Raw genomic sequence first — 15,100 nt, forward strand, 5'->3', positions numbered from 1 at the left:
CGCCCACGGCTGTGCCCTCGTCGACCTCGCCCTGCGCCCCTTCCCCCCAGCGGGAGTGCCCTAGATTGGTGGCCGTGACCAGCGTGCGACGAATCACCCCTGCCGAGCATCTGGCGTTCCTCGAGAAGGCCGCCGCCCCGGGCTCGGACTTCCCGGCGACCGTGAGCTTCCTGCAGACCCCGGCCTGGGGACGAGCCAAGCCCGAGTGGCGCTCGGAGTCGTTGGGTTTCTTCGACGGCTCGAGCCTGGTCGGGGTCGGACTCGTCCTGTACCGCCAGCTGCCCAAGGTGAAGCGCTACCTCGCCTACCTGCCCGAGGGCCCGGTGCTCGACTGGACGAGCGCCCACGTCGGCGACCACCTGCGCGACCTGGCCGCCCACGTCAAGGCCCAGGGCGCGTTCGGGCTGCGGATCGGCCCCACCCTGGTGCACCGGCGCTGGAAGGCCGACACCATCAAGGCCGCCATCGCCGACGACGCGATCACCCAGCTCTCCCAGGCCACCCCGGACGCGGCCGACCCTCGCGCGACCAGGCTCGAGACCCTGCTCAAGGCCGGCGGCTGGCACCCCACCGGTGGGGCGGAGGGCTTCGCAGCCGGGCAGCCCAAGTTCAACTTCCGCCTGCCGCTGACCAACGAGTCCGGCGAGCAACTCAGCGAGGACGCGCTGCTCAAGGGCATGAACCAGTTGTGGCGCCGCAACATCAAGAAGGCCGACAAGTCCGGTGTCGAGGTGAGCAGGGGCTCCCGGGACGACCTGGCTGCCTTCCACGCCGCCTACCTCGAGACCGCCGAGCGTGACCGGTTCACCCCTCGTCCGCTGGGCTACTTCGAGACCATGTGGGACGCCCTGAACGACGAACTGGACGACCGGATGCGGGTCTACCTGGCCCACCACGAGGGCGACCTGGTCGCCGCCACCACGTGGATCAGGGTCGGGCGCCACGCCTGGTACTCCTACGGCGCCTCGACCAATGCCAAGCGTGAGGTGCGCGGCTCGAACGCGGTGCAATGGCAGATGATGCGCGACTCCCTCGAGGCCGGCGCCGAGGTCTACGACCTGCGCGGCATCGTCGAGGGTGTCGGCGTCGACGATCCCGAACTGGGTCTGATCCAGTTCAAGGTCGGCACCGGCGGCGAGGCGGTCAGCTACGTCGGCGAGTGGGACCTGCCGATCAACAAGCTGCTTCACAAGGCCTTCGAGACCTACCTGGCGAGGCGGTCGCGATGAGTCTGGTCATGCACCTCGACCTGGCCGCCTGGCGAGCCCACCTCGACGCCACCGCCGATGCCGTGGGCGGGCTCGTCCCGGTGGCCAAGGGCAACGGCTACGGCTACGGCCTGCCCCGGTTGGCGCGCGAGACCCGTCGCCTGCGCGACCGGTCGTCCGCCGGCGGTGGTCACGGTGTCGACACGCTGGCCGTGGGCACCGCGGACGAGGTCGCGCTCGTCCGCGCCGGTCTGGACGACCAGCCGGGCTGGGACGGCGACATCGTCGTTCTCACCCCGTGGTCGCCGCATGACCCGGTCGCGACCGCCCTGCTGACCGACCCGCGGGTGATCAGCACCGTGGGCCGGCTGGACGACCTGCGCCACCTCGACGCCATGCACCCCGGAGCGCGCGTGCTGGTCGAGGTGCTCACCTCGATGCGTCGCCACGGGCTGCCCCGCCGAGACCTCGCCCGGGTCGGTGAGGTGAATGGTTCGCTCACCCTGGAGGGGTGGACGATCCACCTGCCGATGCGCGGCAACACCACCGCCGAGGCCCGGCAGTTGGCCCGTGCCTGCACCGCCTCGGTGGCGATGCCGCTGTGGCTGTCGCACCTCGACGTCGAGCACTTCAGGCTGCTGAGCAGCGAGGTGAACGTCGAGACCCGGCTGCGGCTGGGCACGGCCCTGTGGTTGGGGGCCCCGGCGTCGCGTCGGATCACGGCAAGGGTGCTCGACATGCACCCGGTCTCACGCGGTGACCGGATCGGCTACTGGCAGCGCCCGGCCTGGGCCGACGGCTGGGTGGTGGTGGTCTCCGGCGGCACCGCCGAGGGCGTGGCGATGGCCGCTCCCACCCCGGGCAGCAGCATGGGGCAGCGGGCCAGGGCCTTGGTCACCGGTTCGATGGACGCCGCTGGGCTGGCGTTGTCGCCCTACACCCTGGATGGCCGCAAGAGGTTCTTCATCGAGCCGCCGCACATGCAGTCGTCGCTGGTGTTCCTGCCCGGCGCTGGATCGGTGGCGATCGGCGACGAGGTCACCGTCGAGGTGCGGCTGACCACGGCCACCGTCGACCGGGTGCTCGAGAGCTGAGGCCGGTTCAGGCCAGCGGGTCGTGGGCGCCCTGCACCGGGTGCGGGGCGGCTGCGGTCGACGGCGCCACCGCGAGCGGGTCGTGAACAGGTGCTGGCGTCGTCCGCGCCCGCAGGATGGCCAGCACGGCGAAGACCAACCCGCCCAGGCCCCACAGGGCCATGTTGCCCATGCTGAAGGGCAGCGGCGCACCGTTGGCGATCACAGCTTGAGCGCCACACGATAGTGTTTCGTCCGCACCGAACGGGAAGGAACCCCATGCCGAAGCGCACCGCCTTGGTGGTCAACCAATACGCGTTCCCCCGCGAGTACGGGGGCATCACCCGCAACTTCGACATGTTCAGCAGGCTGCAGAACTGGCAGTTCGGCATCATCTCCAGCCGACGCCACCACACCACCGGTGAGCTGATGAGCTCGGTCGACCCGCGCTTCAGCCTGGTGCCGGTGCCCGCCTACTCCGGCAACGGTGCGATGCGGGTGGTGGGTTGGGCGCTGTTCGCCGCCGAGGCGTTCGCGGTCGGCCTGACCAAGAAGGCCGACCTGGTGTTCGCCTCGTCGCCGCAGTTGCTCGCCCCGGTCGCCGGCTTGGCGGTGGCCACGGTGCGTCGCAAGCCGTTCGTGCTCGAGGTGCGCGACCTGTGGCCGGAGTCGCTGGTCTCGGGCGGGTCGCTGGCCGAGGGCAGCCTCGTCCACAAGATCCTGGTGCGGGTCGAGAAGCTGCTCTACCGCCGCGCGAAGCGGATCATCACCGTGACCGCGGGCTGGGAGGACCACTTCCGCAGCCTCGGCATCGACCCGACCAAGGTGACCGTCGTCCCCAACGGCGCCGACCTGGCCGAGTTCGACGTGGCCGAGAGCAAGGACGAGTTGCGCAGCCGCTACGGCGTCGAGGGCTTCACCGCAGTCTTCTCGGGCAACCACTCCAACTACGTGGGTCTGGAATTGGTCCTCGAGGCGGCCGAGCAGTTGCCGGACGTGAACTTCTGGCTGATCGGCTCGGGTTCGCGCAAGCAGTGGGCGGTCGACGAGGTCGCCCGGCGCGGCCTGGGCAACGTGCGCTTCCACGACCAGGTGCCCAAGGACGAACTCGTGCGGCTGCTGCGTGCCGGCGACGTCGGCCTGCACACGGTGAGCCCGCAGTCGGTGTTCGACAAGGGGATGAGCCCCAACAAGTTGTACGACTACCTGGCTTCGGGACTGATGGTGGTCTCGAACGCCAAGGAGCCGCTGCGCGAGGTGATCAGCGACGACGAGGTGGGAGCGGTGGTCGACCCTACCGACCTGGTCGAGGGCATCCGCCGGGTGCGCGACGCCGACCAGGCCACCCGCGACCGTTGGCTGGCCCGCGCCCGCGAGCTGATGACCGGCCGGTTCAGCCTGCAGGCCAGCGCCCGCGCGCTCGAGGCTGCGTTGGACGAGGCCGCCAGCGCCTGAGGCACACCCTGCTGCGTGAGGCACACGCAATTGCCTGTGCCTGAGCCACCAGGGTGTGCCTCACCGTGACGCTGCACCGGACCGCCGCGTCAACGCCGGGGCGCCACACCACTAGACTCGGGCCAGCCCTTGATCGCCGTCGAGCTGCCCCGAGAGGACTTCCCTGTGGCCCGCACCGAGAACTTCGCCAAGACGGAGAAGCTGCTCATGGTCGTGGCCGACCTGGTGCTCTTCTCGCTGGTGCTGTGGTTGGCGGTGTGGGTCAGGTTCGTGGTGATCTCGGGCATCCCGATCCAGCAGCGCAACGTCGACGACATCACCGCGACGTTCATCTACGCCTTGGCCGGGTTCCTGATCGTCAGTGCGTTCTCGGGCATCTACGTGCTCTACAACAAGACACCGCTCGACGTCATCATCATCACGCTGATCGACCAGATCCTGGTGGCGGGCATCATCGCCGCCTCGACCTTCGCCGGGTCGTTCTTCGCCTTCCCACGAGGCGTGATCCTGATCAACCTGGTGCTCGGGACGGTCATCATCGGCGCGTTCCGGCTGCTTGTCTACTGGGTCTACCGCAAGCGCCGCGGCAACGTCAGGGTGGCGGTGTTGACCGTCCCCGACCACGAGTCGAAGGCGGTGCAGAACTTCCTGTCGAACCGCTCACCGCGCCACCGGCTCACCCACGTCATCGAGGGTGACCACATCGCCCACCTCAGGGCCCACCTGGCCGAGTTCGACTCGGTTCACGTCTCCGACCAGATCGACGCCTCCACCCGTCGCGGGGTCTACGACCTGCTGCTGGAGGAGAACAAGCAGATCTTCCTGACCGCCGACTTCCAGCGGCTGCTGATGATCAACCCCAACATCATGAGCATCGAGGACGAGTCGATCGTGCTGGTCTCGCCGTTCCGGATTCCTGGCGAGTACGAGCTGCTGAAGCGCGTGATCGACTTCCTGGCCGCACTGGTACTGCTCGTGATCGCCTCGCCGGTGATGCTGGTCGCCGCCCTGCTGGTGAAGTTCACCTCGCCCGGGCCGGTGCTCTACAAGCAGGTGCGCGTCACCAAGGACAACCGCGAGTTCGAGGTGCTGAAGTTCCGCTCGATGGCGGCCAACGCCGAGAAGGCCAGTGGGCCGGTGCTGGCCACCAGCAACGACGCCCGAGTCACCACGGTCGGCAAGTACCTGCGCTCGATGCGGATCGACGAACTGCCCCAGTTGATCAACGTGCTGCGCGGCGACATGTCGCTGGTCGGGCCGCGCCCGGAGCGTCCGTTCTTCGTGCAGCAGTTCACCGAGATCAACCCCCACTACCCGCTGCGCCACAACGTGCGGGCCGGGGTGACCGGGTATGCGCAGGTCTACGGCAAGTATGCCTCGGACTTCGAGAGCAAGCTCAACTTCGACCTGCTCTACATCAAGCGCTACACCCCCGTGCTCGACGTGAAGATCATGCTGCAGACGGTCAAGATCCTGTTCGACAAGGTGTCGTCGCAGGGTCTGGACGATGCCGAGGCCGAGGGTATGTTGCGTCCCCTGCCGGCTGACGTCACCGTGCTTCGCTGAGCCACAAGGCTGGTTGGTCGGGTGGCTCGCGAGGGACGAGCGGGCGGGGTCGAGATCACGGCGCGAAAAGACCACGGGCCTCCCCAACCTTGATCCGCGTGGTGGAAATCGCTGGGTGCACCCAGCGATTCCTCACAAGCCGTTCTGGTTCAGTTTCCGGAACTGCCGGGCTGTCGCGGCAATCGCCGAAACCGTGATTCGGCGCAGTCGCCCGGACCTGGCTCGAGACGCTCGCTCGCCCACCAGTGGGAACGGGACAGCCCTGGCTCTCAACCAGCGGTGCCGAGCAACTCCCGGGTCAGGGCGACCAGCTTCGGTGCCTCGGCCTCGAAGTTGACCCCCTGCTCGATGGCGCGACGGCCGTTGGCGCCCATTCGGGCGCGGGCATCGGCATCGTCCAACATCTCGAGCAGCACCTGTGCGCAGGCCTCGACGTCGGAGGAGTCGGCGAACCGGCCGGCGTCCCAGTGCTCGAACTCCTGGCGCCAGAAGGCGAAGTCGCTGGCCAGGAACGGTACGCCGGCGGCCATGTACTCGAACAGCTTGGTCGGCAACGAGCGCACGTAGTTGGGCAGCGGCTCGAGGAAGATCAGACCCACCGAGGCCGAGGCCACCAGCGCCGGTACCTCCGGCGGCGGCAACAGGCCGACGTGCTCGACCGCGCACGACGAACAGGCACGGTCGAGTGCCGCCTGCGCACCGCCGAGCGGTCGTCCGGCCAGCACCAGGTGGGCATCATCGCGCTGGACGCGGACCCGCTCGACCACGTCGATCATGAAGGTGAGCTTGCGCTCCTCGGTGAGGTCGCCGGCGTAGACCACCCGACCGGGACCCGGCGCCGGCTCGAGCAGCGGGAAGTCGCTCAGCCAGGGGTAGTTGTGCACCACGACGGTGCGCGGGTTCCGAAAGCCTGCGGCGACGTCGTTGGTGGCGGCGACGATGCCGTCAAAGCCCTGGTCAGCCCAGCGCACCAGCACCTTGGCCACCAGCTTGGCCACCGGACGGACCGGGGCGGGCAGGTACGACTTGGTCTCGATCTGGGCGACCAGGTCTTCGTGGGCGTCGAAGATGAGCTTCGCACCATGCAGCCGCCGCCACAGCCAGGCCAGGGGCACCAGTTCGGGGTCGTGGACGTGCAGCAGAGCGGGACGAAGCCGCTCCAGCACCCGCCAAGCAGCACGCTGCCCGCCGAGCAGTCGCCCCAGGCGTCCCTTCGACTTCGGCAGGGCAACCAGAGGCGGGCAGGCGTCGGGCTCGTCGTGCTCGGCGTGGACGACCAGGGTGATGTCGAAACCGGCCTTGGCCAGCGCCTGACACTCCTTGTTGTGGATCCGGTTGTCCCTGCAGTGGTGCACCGTGCTGAGGTGCACGACCCTGCCGGGCTGGACGACCCTGCCGGGCATCAGCTGCGGCGTCCCAGCAGGACCGCGGCCACCTGTTCGGCGGCGTGGCCGTCGCCGTAGGGGGTGCCACGGTCGGCCTCAGGGGCAGGACGGACCGCCACCTCGCGCACGCGGCTGAGGTCGGGGTCGAGGATGTTCCAGCCGGCGTCGATGGTCTCGGTCCACTCGGTCTCGGTGCGCAAGGTCGTGCACGGGGTGCCGAGCAGGAAGGCCTCCTTCTGCAGGCCACCGGAGTCGGTGACCACGCCGGCGGCGGCCACGACGGCGGCCACCATGTCGGGGTAGGCCAGCGGGTCGACGATCACCAGCCCGTCGCGGTACAGGTGCAGACCGGCGTCGGCGGCCTTGGCCTTCAGCCTGGGATGGGCTGCCAGCACCACCGGCACCTCGATCTCGGCCAGGGCGTCCAGGATCGCTCCCAACCGCTGGGGGTCATCGGTGTTGTCGGCACGGTGGATGGTGGCCAGCACGAAGGGCTGGGACTCGTCCAACCCTTCGATCACCAGCGGACGATCGGCGACCGCGTCACGCACCTGGTAGCAGACGTCGACCATGACGTCGCCGACGACGACGGTCTTGTCGGCCAGTCCCTCGCGGGCCAGGTGGGCGGCGGCGACCTCGGTCGGGGCCAGGCACAGGTCGGCGGCGTGGTCGGTGAGCACCCGGTTGTGCTCCTCGGGCATGCGGCGGTTGAACGAGCGCAACCCGGCCTCGAGGTGGGCCAGCGGAATGTGCATCTTCACCGCCGACAGCGCCCCGGCAATGGTCGAGTTGGTGTCACCGTAGACCAGCACCCAGTCCGGGGACAGCTCGGCGAAGACCGGGTCGAGCTGCTCGAGCATCTGCCCGGTCTGCACACCGTGGCTGCCCGAGCCGACGCCGAGGTGGATGTCGGGGTCGGGGATGCCCAGGTCGGTGAAGAACGCGTCGGACATGTTCACGTCGTAGTGCTGCCCGGTGTGGACGATCCCGTGGTCGATCCCGGCCTCGGCGAAGGCCTTGGCGACCGGAGCGAGCTTCACGAACTGGGGCCTGGCACCCACGATGCTGACGACGCGCAAGAGTGGTCCTCCTGACCGGTGCGCACGGGCCCGACGGTGCCCGGCGCCGGTCAGTCTAGCGGTGACCGCACGCGGACCGCCCGCGCAGCGACCTGGGGTCACTGCGCGGGCGGTGGGGTGTCAGCAGGTGAGAACTGTCACTTGATGCCGTGGGCGTTGAAGAAGTCGACGCTTCCCTTGACGCCCTCGAACATGTCGCCGTCGTAGTTGTCGAACTCGATCACGGCGTACTCGGCACTCGGGCAGGCCTCAAGGCACTCCAGCAGCGGGATCTCGCCCTGGCCGGCCGAGTACTGGACGACCGCGCCCGGGTTCCACTCCGCACCGGGAGCGAACGGGTTGGCAGTGATCTTCCCGTCCTTGACGTGCAGTGCCTTGACCCGGCTGCCGAGGCGCTTGATCAGGCCGACGACGTCGTCGGTGCCGATGGCGGCCCAGAACAGGTCGACCTCGAGCAGGACCTCGTCGTCCAGCTGGTTGGCGAAGTACTCGAAGGCCGAGACGCCGTCGATGTCGGCGACGAATTCCTGGGAGTGGTTGTGGTAGCCGACCTTGAGCCCGTGCTCGGCGGCGACCTTGGCGACCTCGTTGAGCTTCTTGGCGGTGGCGTCGACGGCTTCCTTGTCGAGCCAGCGGTCAACCGGCACGAACGGATCGATCACGTACTCCAGGCCGATCTTCTTGGCGGAGCTGAAGACCTCGTCCAGCGACGGCACGGGCATCACCCGGTCACCGAACTTGAGTTCGTCCGAGGCGAGCGGGGCGTGGCCGGTCCGGGCGACCAGGCCATGCTTGGCGAACAGTTCGGCGAGCTGGTCGCCGTTGTTGACGAAGGCGAAGGCCTCGACATTGGTCAGGCCCATCTCGGCGACCTTGGCGAGGGTGGCGTCGGCGTCCTCGGCGTAGGCGTCCTTGAGGGTGTAGAGCTGCAGCGACAGGGCGGGTTGGGTCATCGGTGACTCCTCGGGAGAGCTGGTGCAACTGGGTTCCCCCAAGTCTAACTCAACGGTCGTTAAGTTCGCTAGGGGTCCCGGCGATTCCGTTCGCCGGCGCGGACGCCCGCACGCTCGCTCACCGGCGGTGCCACAGTTGCTGCGTGCACCTGCCCACGATCCCCGACCAGACCGGACTGTGGCCCCTCGACCCGGCGGTCACCCACCTCAACCACGGCTCGTTCGGCTCGACCCCGTTGGCCGGTCTCGACCACCTGGCCGACCTGCGCAGGGAGGTGGATGCCCGACCGATGGCCTGGTTCCGCGACCTACCGTCGCGGGTGCGGCGGGCCAGCACCGAGGTGGCGGGCTGGCTGGGCAGCGATCCGGAGCGCACCGTGCTGGTCAGCAACGCCTCTGCTGCGGCCACCATCACCTTCCGCGGTGTGCGGCTCGAGCCGGAGGACGAGGTGCTGGTCACCAACCACGGCTACGGTGCGGTCACCATGGCTGCCGAGCGCGCCGCCCGACGGCAGGGTGCCCGGCTCGTGACGGCCGAGTTCGGGCTGTCGGCCACCGCCGACGAGGTGGTCGAGCGAGTCCGCGCCGCACTCACCAATCGGACGAGGGTGCTGGTGGTCGACCAGGTCACCTCGCCGACCGGACTGCGGCTGCCGGTGGAGCGGTTGTGCGTCCTGGCGCGGGAGCACGGCGTGATCAGTGTGGTCGACGGCGCCCATGCCCCGGGCATGCTGGCCGATCCTGTGGTCGCCGACGCAGACATCTGGTTCGGCAACCTGCACAAGTGGGGCTGCGCGCCTCGGGCGTGCGCGGCACTGGTGGTCGGCGAGCAGGCCCCTGACCTCGACCCGGTGATCGACTCCTGGGCGGCTGCCGAGCCTTTCCCGCACCGTTTCGACATGCAGGGGACGAGCGACCTCACCGCCTGGTTGGCCGCGCCCTGGGTGCTGGCCCACCTCGAGCAGTCCATCGGCTGGGATCTGGTTCGCCGTTACCAGGCCGCCCTGCTCGGCGAGGGCACCCGGCTGGTGACCGAGGCCATGTCGCAGGTCTTCAACCAGGACTGTGCGGTGGTTCGTCCGATGGCGGCACCAGCACTGTCGTTGGTCAGGGTGCCCGGACTGGCCGGCGACTTCGCGGCCCTGACCAGCTACCGCGCCCTGATGGATGACTGCGGCTTCGAGGCCGCTGGTACCGGCCTGGGTGGTCAGGGGTACGTCCGGCTCAGCGCGGCCGCGCACAACACCCTGGGCGACTACGAGCGATTCGCGGACGTCGCGGTCCCTTCGCTGGGCAGGGCATTCGCCCGTTGAGCGCCACTGTGGCCGTGGTCGAGGGCCGCGGCGAGCATGAACAGCGCGCCGGTGAGCATCAGCAGCATCGCCACCAACCCACTGGGGGTGCGCAGTGCCGCCGCGACCGGTCGGCCTCCCCTGGTGAACAGCCACGGGATGACGCGGATCAGACCGAGCAGCATGAGCAGGGCCCCCGCCGGCATTGGTCGTCGCAGCCCCAAGGTCGCCACCGCCACCCCGAGCACCAGGTGGGCGATCGGCAGCACTGGCCCCCACTGGTCGCTGGGGATGAACCTGGCGAGTCCGTCGGCCACGGACACCACCACCAGCAGCACCCCCAGCGCCACCAGCACCCACAACGCCCGGTTGGGGTCTCGCCGGGCGAACAGGGACAGAGCCACCACCGGGACCGCCCATCCGGCAGTTGCCGCCAGGGCCACGCCTGCCGGCCAGTCACTGAAGGCGTTGCCCCCGGCGAAGAACCCTCCACCGAGCGCCACCACCACCATCACCGCGAACGCGAGACGTCGTACCAGCCTGGTCGCCATGACCGCTCCCTCCCCACGCTCGACGCTAGGGCTCGGGGGACGGGGCAGGGCTCGAGCAGTTGCGCCGGGCAACTTCTCGGCCTCACGAGTTGAGGCAGCTTATTCCTGAGGGGCGCGCAGCATACGGCTGTAACCCGACTCGCTGATCCCGAGATAGCCGGCAAGGTCCTTGTGCAGCAGGCGCCGGGCCAGGTCAGGCCGTTCTGCGAGCAGGTCGGCGTGCCGTTCGGCCGGGGTCTGCAGCCGGTGCCGAAGCAGTTCGACGGTGAAGGTCAACGCGTTGAGGTACTGCGCGGCCAGCAGCGCCCGGCTCCAGACCACGTGGTGGTCCGCCAGCCGGTGCATCACCCGCAGGTCGTAGCCGATCAAGTCGGTGACCTCGATGGCGACCGCCCGGGTGGCCACCCGCCCCTGGGTCAACAGCCGGGCCTGGTCGAGTCGTCCGAGGAACCCGAACTCGACCAGCCGGTGGAACCAGAACGAGTCGAACTCAGGCTCGAGGTGGGCCAGCAGGTCTCCCTCGGCGAACAGGTCGATCGTGACGAACTCTCCGCCGTCGAGGCTCGCCTGGCCGAGCACCATCCCGCTGCGCACCAGGTAGAGGTGGGTGTCAGTGCCGCCGTCACCGTAGACGGTCTCACCCGGCTCGAGCACCCGCCACCGCCGCGTGGCCTCCAAGTGGGGCCAGTCCGGCAGCGGGGCACCGGCGAGCAACTCCATCAGTGCGCGGAAGGAGGTGACGTGCCCAGCCTGTTCATCGCGCCGAGCGGGGTTGCTGCGAGGTGACGGAGTCACACCTCCAGTGTCGCACCGACGGCTGCGGCAGAGGTGCCATCCATCCCTCCACTGGGCCAGTACTTCGGTCGCCGACGTCGTCGCGCGCAGCCGGTCGGCCCAGCGGTGGGCTGACCGGTTGCGCGTGCATGATGACTGCCATGGACGAGGTGATCACACGCATTCGCACTGCCCTGGATCGTCTGGTCGACGAGGGGACCATTCCGGCATGGTCGGCTGCCGTCGAGATCGACGCTCAGGTGGCGACAGCCGCCGGAGGTGCCGCTGATGAGCGGACGATCTTCCCAGTGGCGTCGCTGTCGAAGGCGGTGGCGGCGGTCCTGGCACTGCAGTTGGTCGACAGCGGTGAGCTGGGGTTGGATGACCCGATCAGCCGCTGGCTGCCTGAGTTCGCCGAGCCGATGGTGTTGCGCGAGAGGGGATCGGCGCTCGACGACGTGGTGGCTGCCACTCGTCCGATCACGGTGCGCCACCTGCTGACGATGACCTCAGGTGTGGGGCTGCCATCAGGCGGTTCGTCGGTGATGCAGGCGATGGCTGAGCAGGGCCTGATGCCTCCCGACGTCGACGCCTCGCTCGACGCGGATCGGTTCGTCGAGCGGCTGGCGACCCTGCCGCTCAACCACCAGCCCGGCGAGGGCTGGTGCTACCACCACAGCACCGACCTGCTGACCGTGCTGCTCACCCGGCTCACCGGCAACGGCATCGGCGACCTCGTGCAGCAGCGCGTGGCGGACCCGCTGGGCCTGACCAGCTGGGGGTTCTGGGCACCCGCGGCGCGACTGGCGGTCAGCCATCACGTGGACGAGGGTCGCCTGGAGCCCGACGAGCCGCTGCGCGGTGCGAGTCCGCCGGCGTTCCCGAGCCTGTCCAGTGGCCTGGTCAGCACCGCCCGCGACCAGCTCACCTTCTGGGCCGCACTGGGACGCGACGATGCGCGGCTCGGTGATCCTTCGCTACTGCGCGAACTGCGCAGCAACCAACTCACGGCTGACCAGGTCGCCTCGGCGGGATACTTCCTCGACGACGGCGACGGCTGGGGCTTCCAAGTGGCCGTCGCGACGGGGGATCGTCCCGGACGCTGGCGCGCTGGACGATTCGGCTGGTCGGGTGGCACCGGCGGTCAGGCCGCGAGCGACCCGGGCACCGGGATCACCGGCGTCGTCCTCACCGCGCGGGCCATGGACGATGCGTCCAGCCACCCGGCGTTCGAGCCCTTCTGGGACGCCGTGCATGGCGACTCCCAGTCCGCAGGTCAAGCCTCGCCGTTGCCCACCACGTAGCGCGACGGTCTCAGGGTGCCGTGCTCATCGACTGCGGCGATCGAGGGCATCGCGGGTGACCTTGACCAGCACCGGCACGTCGGCCTCGAAGTTGAACACCTGCTCGATCGCACGTCGACCTCGTATGCCCATCTGATGGCGGCGCTCCTGGTCGGACAACAGGGCGTTCAGGGCCGCGGACGGAGCCTCCGGGGTGGTGGTGTCCACGAAGACTCCGGCGTCGAACTGGTCAAGCATCTGCCGCCAGTAGGGGAAGTCGGAGGCGATGAAGGGGATGCCGGCAGCCATGTACTCGAACAGCTTGGTCGGCAGTGACTCCAGATAGTTGGGCAGCGGCATCAGGAAGACCAGACCCACAGCAGCCGTTGCCAGTTTGCCCGGGATCTCCTGCGGACTCACCACGCCCACGTGGGTGATCGACGAGTCCTGCGGGAGCGCGTCGATCAGACGTTGCGTGAAGGCATCCGGGGGTCCAGCCATCTCCAGGCTGGCCCTTGGAACCGCCTCAACGGCGGCCATCATCACGTCTGACTGACGACCTTGGGTGAGCCCCCCGATGTAGACGACGCGACCTTCGACCTCGTGGCGCTCGACCACCGGAAAGTCCCGCAACCACGGGAAGTTGCGCACCACGACGGTGCGGGGATGGGTGAACGTGGCCGCGATCACCGGGGTCGCGGTGACGATGGCGTCCGCCCCCTTGTCGGCGAGCTTCAGCAACAGCCGGGCCACGAGCCTGGCCATGCCCTTCAGCGGACCGGGCAGGTAGGACTTGTCGTCGATCTGGCCGACCAGGTCTTCGTGGGCGTCGTAGATGAAGGCGGCACGATGGGTGCGGGCCCACAGCCAGGCCAGTGGGATCAACTCCGGGTCGTGTGTGTGCACCAGTCCGGGACGCACGCGTCCCAGTGCTCGCCATGCGTTGAGCTGGCCACGCACGACGCGCTGCAGACGCCCACGCGTCACAGGCAGCTCGACCATCTGCACCCCGTTCACGGGGTCACTGCCCACCCCCCGAGCGATCAGGACGACGTCGAACCCCGAGGCGGCCAGCGCGGACGCCTCCTTGTTGAAGATCCGGTTGTCGCGTGGCTGGTGTGCGGTGGTCAGATGGGCGACGAGGGCCATTCCTCAGGCCTCGCCGTTGCCCACGACGAAGCGGGTGACGCCGGGCCAGTTGGCGGCCTTGGTCGAGTTGCGTCCGTCGACCAGCACCTTGACGCCCGGGTACTGCGAGGCCGAGGCCTCGGCGTACTCGGGGTGGTCGGCCTGGACGATCACCGCGTCGACCGGGGTGCCCGTCTCGTAGGGCTCGAGGTCGTGGGCGCGCAGTTCGTCCGCGCTGTACATCGGGTCGTCGACCAGGGCGGTGGCACCACGGGCCTTGAGCGCGGCGTAGGTGGGGAAGACGCCCGAGAAGGCGGTCTCCTTGACCTTGCCGCGGTAGGACGCGCCGAGGATCAACACGGTCCTGCCCTCGAGTCCGCCCAAGGCCTCCTCGGCCTTGGCCACGCAGTACTCGGGCATCGTCATGTTCGCCTCGCGGGCGGTGCGGACGATGGTGGCGTCGGGGTCGGTGTAGAGGTAGAGCCGTGGGTAGACCGGAATGCAGTGGCCGCCGACGGCAATGCCGGGACGGTGGATGTGGCTGAACGGCTGCGAGTTCGAGGCGTCGATCACCTTGAACACGTCGATGCCGTGCTTGGCGGCGAACTTGCCGAACTGGTTGGCCAGGCCGATGTTGACGTCGCGGTAGGTCGTCTCGGCGAGCTTGGCCATCTCGGCGGCCTCGGCCGAGCCCATGTCCCAGACGCCGTTGGTCTTCGGGGCGAGGTCGGGACGATCGTCGAACTCGAGCACCTGCTCGTAGAAGTCGACGGCCTTGAGCGTGCCCTCGGGGCTGAGGCCACCGACCAGCTTGGGGTACTTGCGCAGGTCTTCGAAGACCCGGCCGGTGAGCACCCGCTCGGGCGAGAACACCAGGTGGAAGTCGGTGCCCTCCTTCAGGCCCGAGACCTCTTCGATCAGCGGCTTCCAGCGGTTGCGGGTGGTGCCGACCGGCAGCGTGGTCTCGTAGCTGATCAGCGTGCCGGCGCCGGGCTGCAACTGCTCGGCGAACGAGCGGGTGGCCGACTCCATCCAGCCGAAGTCGGGCTGCCAGGTCTCGTCATTGACGAACAGGGGGACGACGATGACGATGGCGTCCGAGCCGGGGATGGCATCGGCGTAGTCGGTGGTGGCGCGCAGCTTGCCGGCCGGGACGAGTTCAGCCAGCTTCTCGCCCAGGAAGGCCTCGCCGGGGAAGGGCTCCTTGCCCTCATTGACGAGGTCGACGACGCGCTGCTGCACGTCGATGCCGACCACCTCGTGCCCCATGCTGGCGAACTGCACGGCGAGCGGCAGACCGATCTTGCCGAGCGCGACGACCGAGATCTTCATCCGATTCCTCTTCCCTGGGCT

14 protein-coding genes are annotated in these 15,100 nt (G+C 69.0%); 6 read left to right on the top strand and 8 right to left on the bottom strand.

The window, feature by feature from the left end; all coding sequences use genetic code 11:
• Positions 1-68: 68 nt before the first annotated feature.
• Complete coding sequence (locus IE660_RS13315; protein ID WP_203568867.1) at positions 69-1,229, top strand: lipid II:glycine glycyltransferase FemX; 1,161 nt, start codon at positions 69-71, stop codon at positions 1,227-1,229.
• Positions 1,226-2,302 (top strand): alanine racemase, encoded by a 1,077-nt coding sequence (locus IE660_RS13320; protein ID WP_203568868.1) that lies wholly within the window; start codon positions 1,226-1,228, stop codon positions 2,300-2,302. The genes IE660_RS13315 and IE660_RS13320 overlap by 4 nt, the downstream gene beginning before the upstream one ends.
• A gap of 7 nt (positions 2,303-2,309) precedes the next feature.
• Here IE660_RS13320 and IE660_RS13325 read toward each other — a convergent pair whose 3' ends face one another.
• Complete coding sequence (locus IE660_RS13325) at positions 2,310-2,507, bottom strand: hypothetical protein (RefSeq protein WP_203568869.1); 198 nt, start codon at positions 2,505-2,507, stop codon at positions 2,310-2,312.
• Positions 2,508-2,560: 53 nt separating this feature from the next.
• Between IE660_RS13325 and IE660_RS13330 the strand changes: the two genes are divergently transcribed.
• Positions 2,561-3,736, top strand: coding sequence for a glycosyltransferase family 4 protein (locus IE660_RS13330; RefSeq protein WP_203568870.1), 1,176 nt, complete (start codon positions 2,561-2,563; stop codon positions 3,734-3,736).
• A 207-nt stretch (positions 3,737-3,943) separates the two neighbouring features.
• A complete protein-coding gene (locus IE660_RS13335) occupies positions 3,944-5,302 on the top strand; it encodes a sugar transferase (RefSeq protein WP_203568913.1) in 1,359 nt (452 codons plus the stop codon).
• Between the two features lie 269 nt (positions 5,303-5,571).
• Here the strand turns inward: IE660_RS13335 and IE660_RS13340 are convergent, their stop codons facing one another.
• The 3 genes from IE660_RS13340 to IE660_RS13350 form a co-directional block, all read right to left on the bottom strand.
• Positions 5,572-6,705, bottom strand: coding sequence for a glycosyltransferase family 4 protein (locus IE660_RS13340; RefSeq protein ID WP_203568871.1), 1,134 nt, complete (start codon positions 6,703-6,705; stop codon positions 5,572-5,574).
• Positions 6,705-7,766, bottom strand: coding sequence for a non-hydrolyzing UDP-N-acetylglucosamine 2-epimerase (gene wecB / locus IE660_RS13345; RefSeq protein ID WP_203568872.1), 1,062 nt, complete (start codon positions 7,764-7,766; stop codon positions 6,705-6,707). Before wecB ends, IE660_RS13340 begins: the two co-directional genes overlap by 1 nt.
• 137 nt (positions 7,767-7,903) lie before the next feature.
• On the bottom strand, positions 7,904-8,719 hold the full coding sequence (locus IE660_RS13350; protein WP_203568873.1) for a sugar phosphate isomerase/epimerase family protein: 816 nt from the start codon (positions 8,717-8,719) through the stop codon (positions 7,904-7,906).
• Between the two features lie 143 nt (positions 8,720-8,862).
• On the opposite strand from IE660_RS13350, the gene IE660_RS13355 reads away from it, so the two are divergent.
• The gene (locus tag IE660_RS13355; protein WP_203568874.1) at positions 8,863-10,032 is read left to right on the top strand and encodes an aminotransferase class V-fold PLP-dependent enzyme; all 1,170 of its coding nucleotides are present in this window, start codon (positions 8,863-8,865) and stop codon (positions 10,030-10,032) included.
• Here the strand turns inward: IE660_RS13355 and IE660_RS13360 are convergent.
• Together IE660_RS13360 and IE660_RS13365 are read right to left on the bottom strand one after the other, a co-directional pair.
• Positions 9,975-10,562 carry a hypothetical protein gene (locus tag IE660_RS13360; RefSeq protein ID WP_203568875.1) on the bottom strand — a complete coding sequence of 196 codons (588 nt, stop codon included), beginning with the start codon at positions 10,560-10,562 and terminating at the stop codon, positions 9,975-9,977. The two genes, IE660_RS13355 and IE660_RS13360, sit on opposite strands and share 58 nt — an antisense overlap.
• A gap of 99 nt (positions 10,563-10,661) precedes the next feature.
• Positions 10,662-11,357, bottom strand: coding sequence for a Crp/Fnr family transcriptional regulator (locus IE660_RS13365; protein ID WP_203568876.1), 696 nt, complete (start codon positions 11,355-11,357; stop codon positions 10,662-10,664).
• 140 nt (positions 11,358-11,497) lie between these two features.
• Between IE660_RS13365 and IE660_RS13370 the strand changes: the two genes are divergently transcribed.
• The gene (locus tag IE660_RS13370) at positions 11,498-12,640 is read left to right on the top strand and encodes a serine hydrolase domain-containing protein (protein ID WP_203568877.1); all 1,143 of its coding nucleotides are present in this window, start codon (positions 11,498-11,500) and stop codon (positions 12,638-12,640) included.
• A gap of 24 nt (positions 12,641-12,664) precedes the next feature.
• Here the strand turns inward: IE660_RS13370 and IE660_RS13375 are convergent, their stop codons facing one another.
• Together IE660_RS13375 and IE660_RS13380 are read right to left on the bottom strand one after the other, a co-directional pair.
• Positions 12,665-13,768: a glycosyltransferase gene (locus tag IE660_RS13375; RefSeq protein WP_203568878.1), complete on the bottom strand. Its 1,104-nt coding sequence runs from the start codon at positions 13,766-13,768 to the stop codon at positions 12,665-12,667.
• A gap of 3 nt (positions 13,769-13,771) precedes the next feature.
• Complete coding sequence (locus IE660_RS13380; protein WP_203568879.1) at positions 13,772-15,079, bottom strand: nucleotide sugar dehydrogenase; 1,308 nt, start codon at positions 15,077-15,079, stop codon at positions 13,772-13,774.
• Positions 15,080-15,100: the final 21 nt, after the last annotated feature.

The organism is Aestuariimicrobium ganziense (assembly GCF_015352975.1).
GTDB classification, from domain to species: Bacteria; Actinomycetota; Actinomycetes; order Propionibacteriales; family Propionibacteriaceae; genus Aestuariimicrobium; species Aestuariimicrobium ganziense.

Coding starts and splice junctions, on each gene's coding strand:
- IE660_RS13320 (WP_203568868.1), top strand. CDS start 1,226: ATGAGTCTGGTCATGCACCTCGACCTGGCCGCCTGGCGAGCCCACCTC.
- IE660_RS13330 (WP_203568870.1), top strand. CDS start 2,561: ATGCCGAAGCGCACCGCCTTGGTGGTCAACCAATACGCGTTCCCCCGC.
- IE660_RS13335 (WP_203568913.1), top strand. CDS start 3,944: ATGGTCGTGGCCGACCTGGTGCTCTTCTCGCTGGTGCTGTGGTTGGCG.
- IE660_RS13340 (WP_203568871.1), bottom strand. CDS start 6,705: ATGCCCGGCAGGGTCGTCCAGCCCGGCAGGGTCGTGCACCTCAGCACG.
- IE660_RS13350 (WP_203568873.1), bottom strand. CDS start 8,719: ATGACCCAACCCGCCCTGTCGCTGCAGCTCTACACCCTCAAGGACGCC.
- IE660_RS13360 (WP_203568875.1), bottom strand. CDS start 10,562: ATGGCGACCAGGCTGGTACGACGTCTCGCGTTCGCGGTGATGGTGGTG.
- IE660_RS13370 (WP_203568877.1), top strand. CDS start 11,498: ATGGACGAGGTGATCACACGCATTCGCACTGCCCTGGATCGTCTGGTC.
- IE660_RS13375 (WP_203568878.1), bottom strand. CDS start 13,768: ATGGCCCTCGTCGCCCATCTGACCACCGCACACCAGCCACGCGACAAC.
- IE660_RS13380 (WP_203568879.1), bottom strand. CDS start 15,079: ATGAAGATCTCGGTCGTCGCGCTCGGCAAGATCGGTCTGCCGCTCGCC.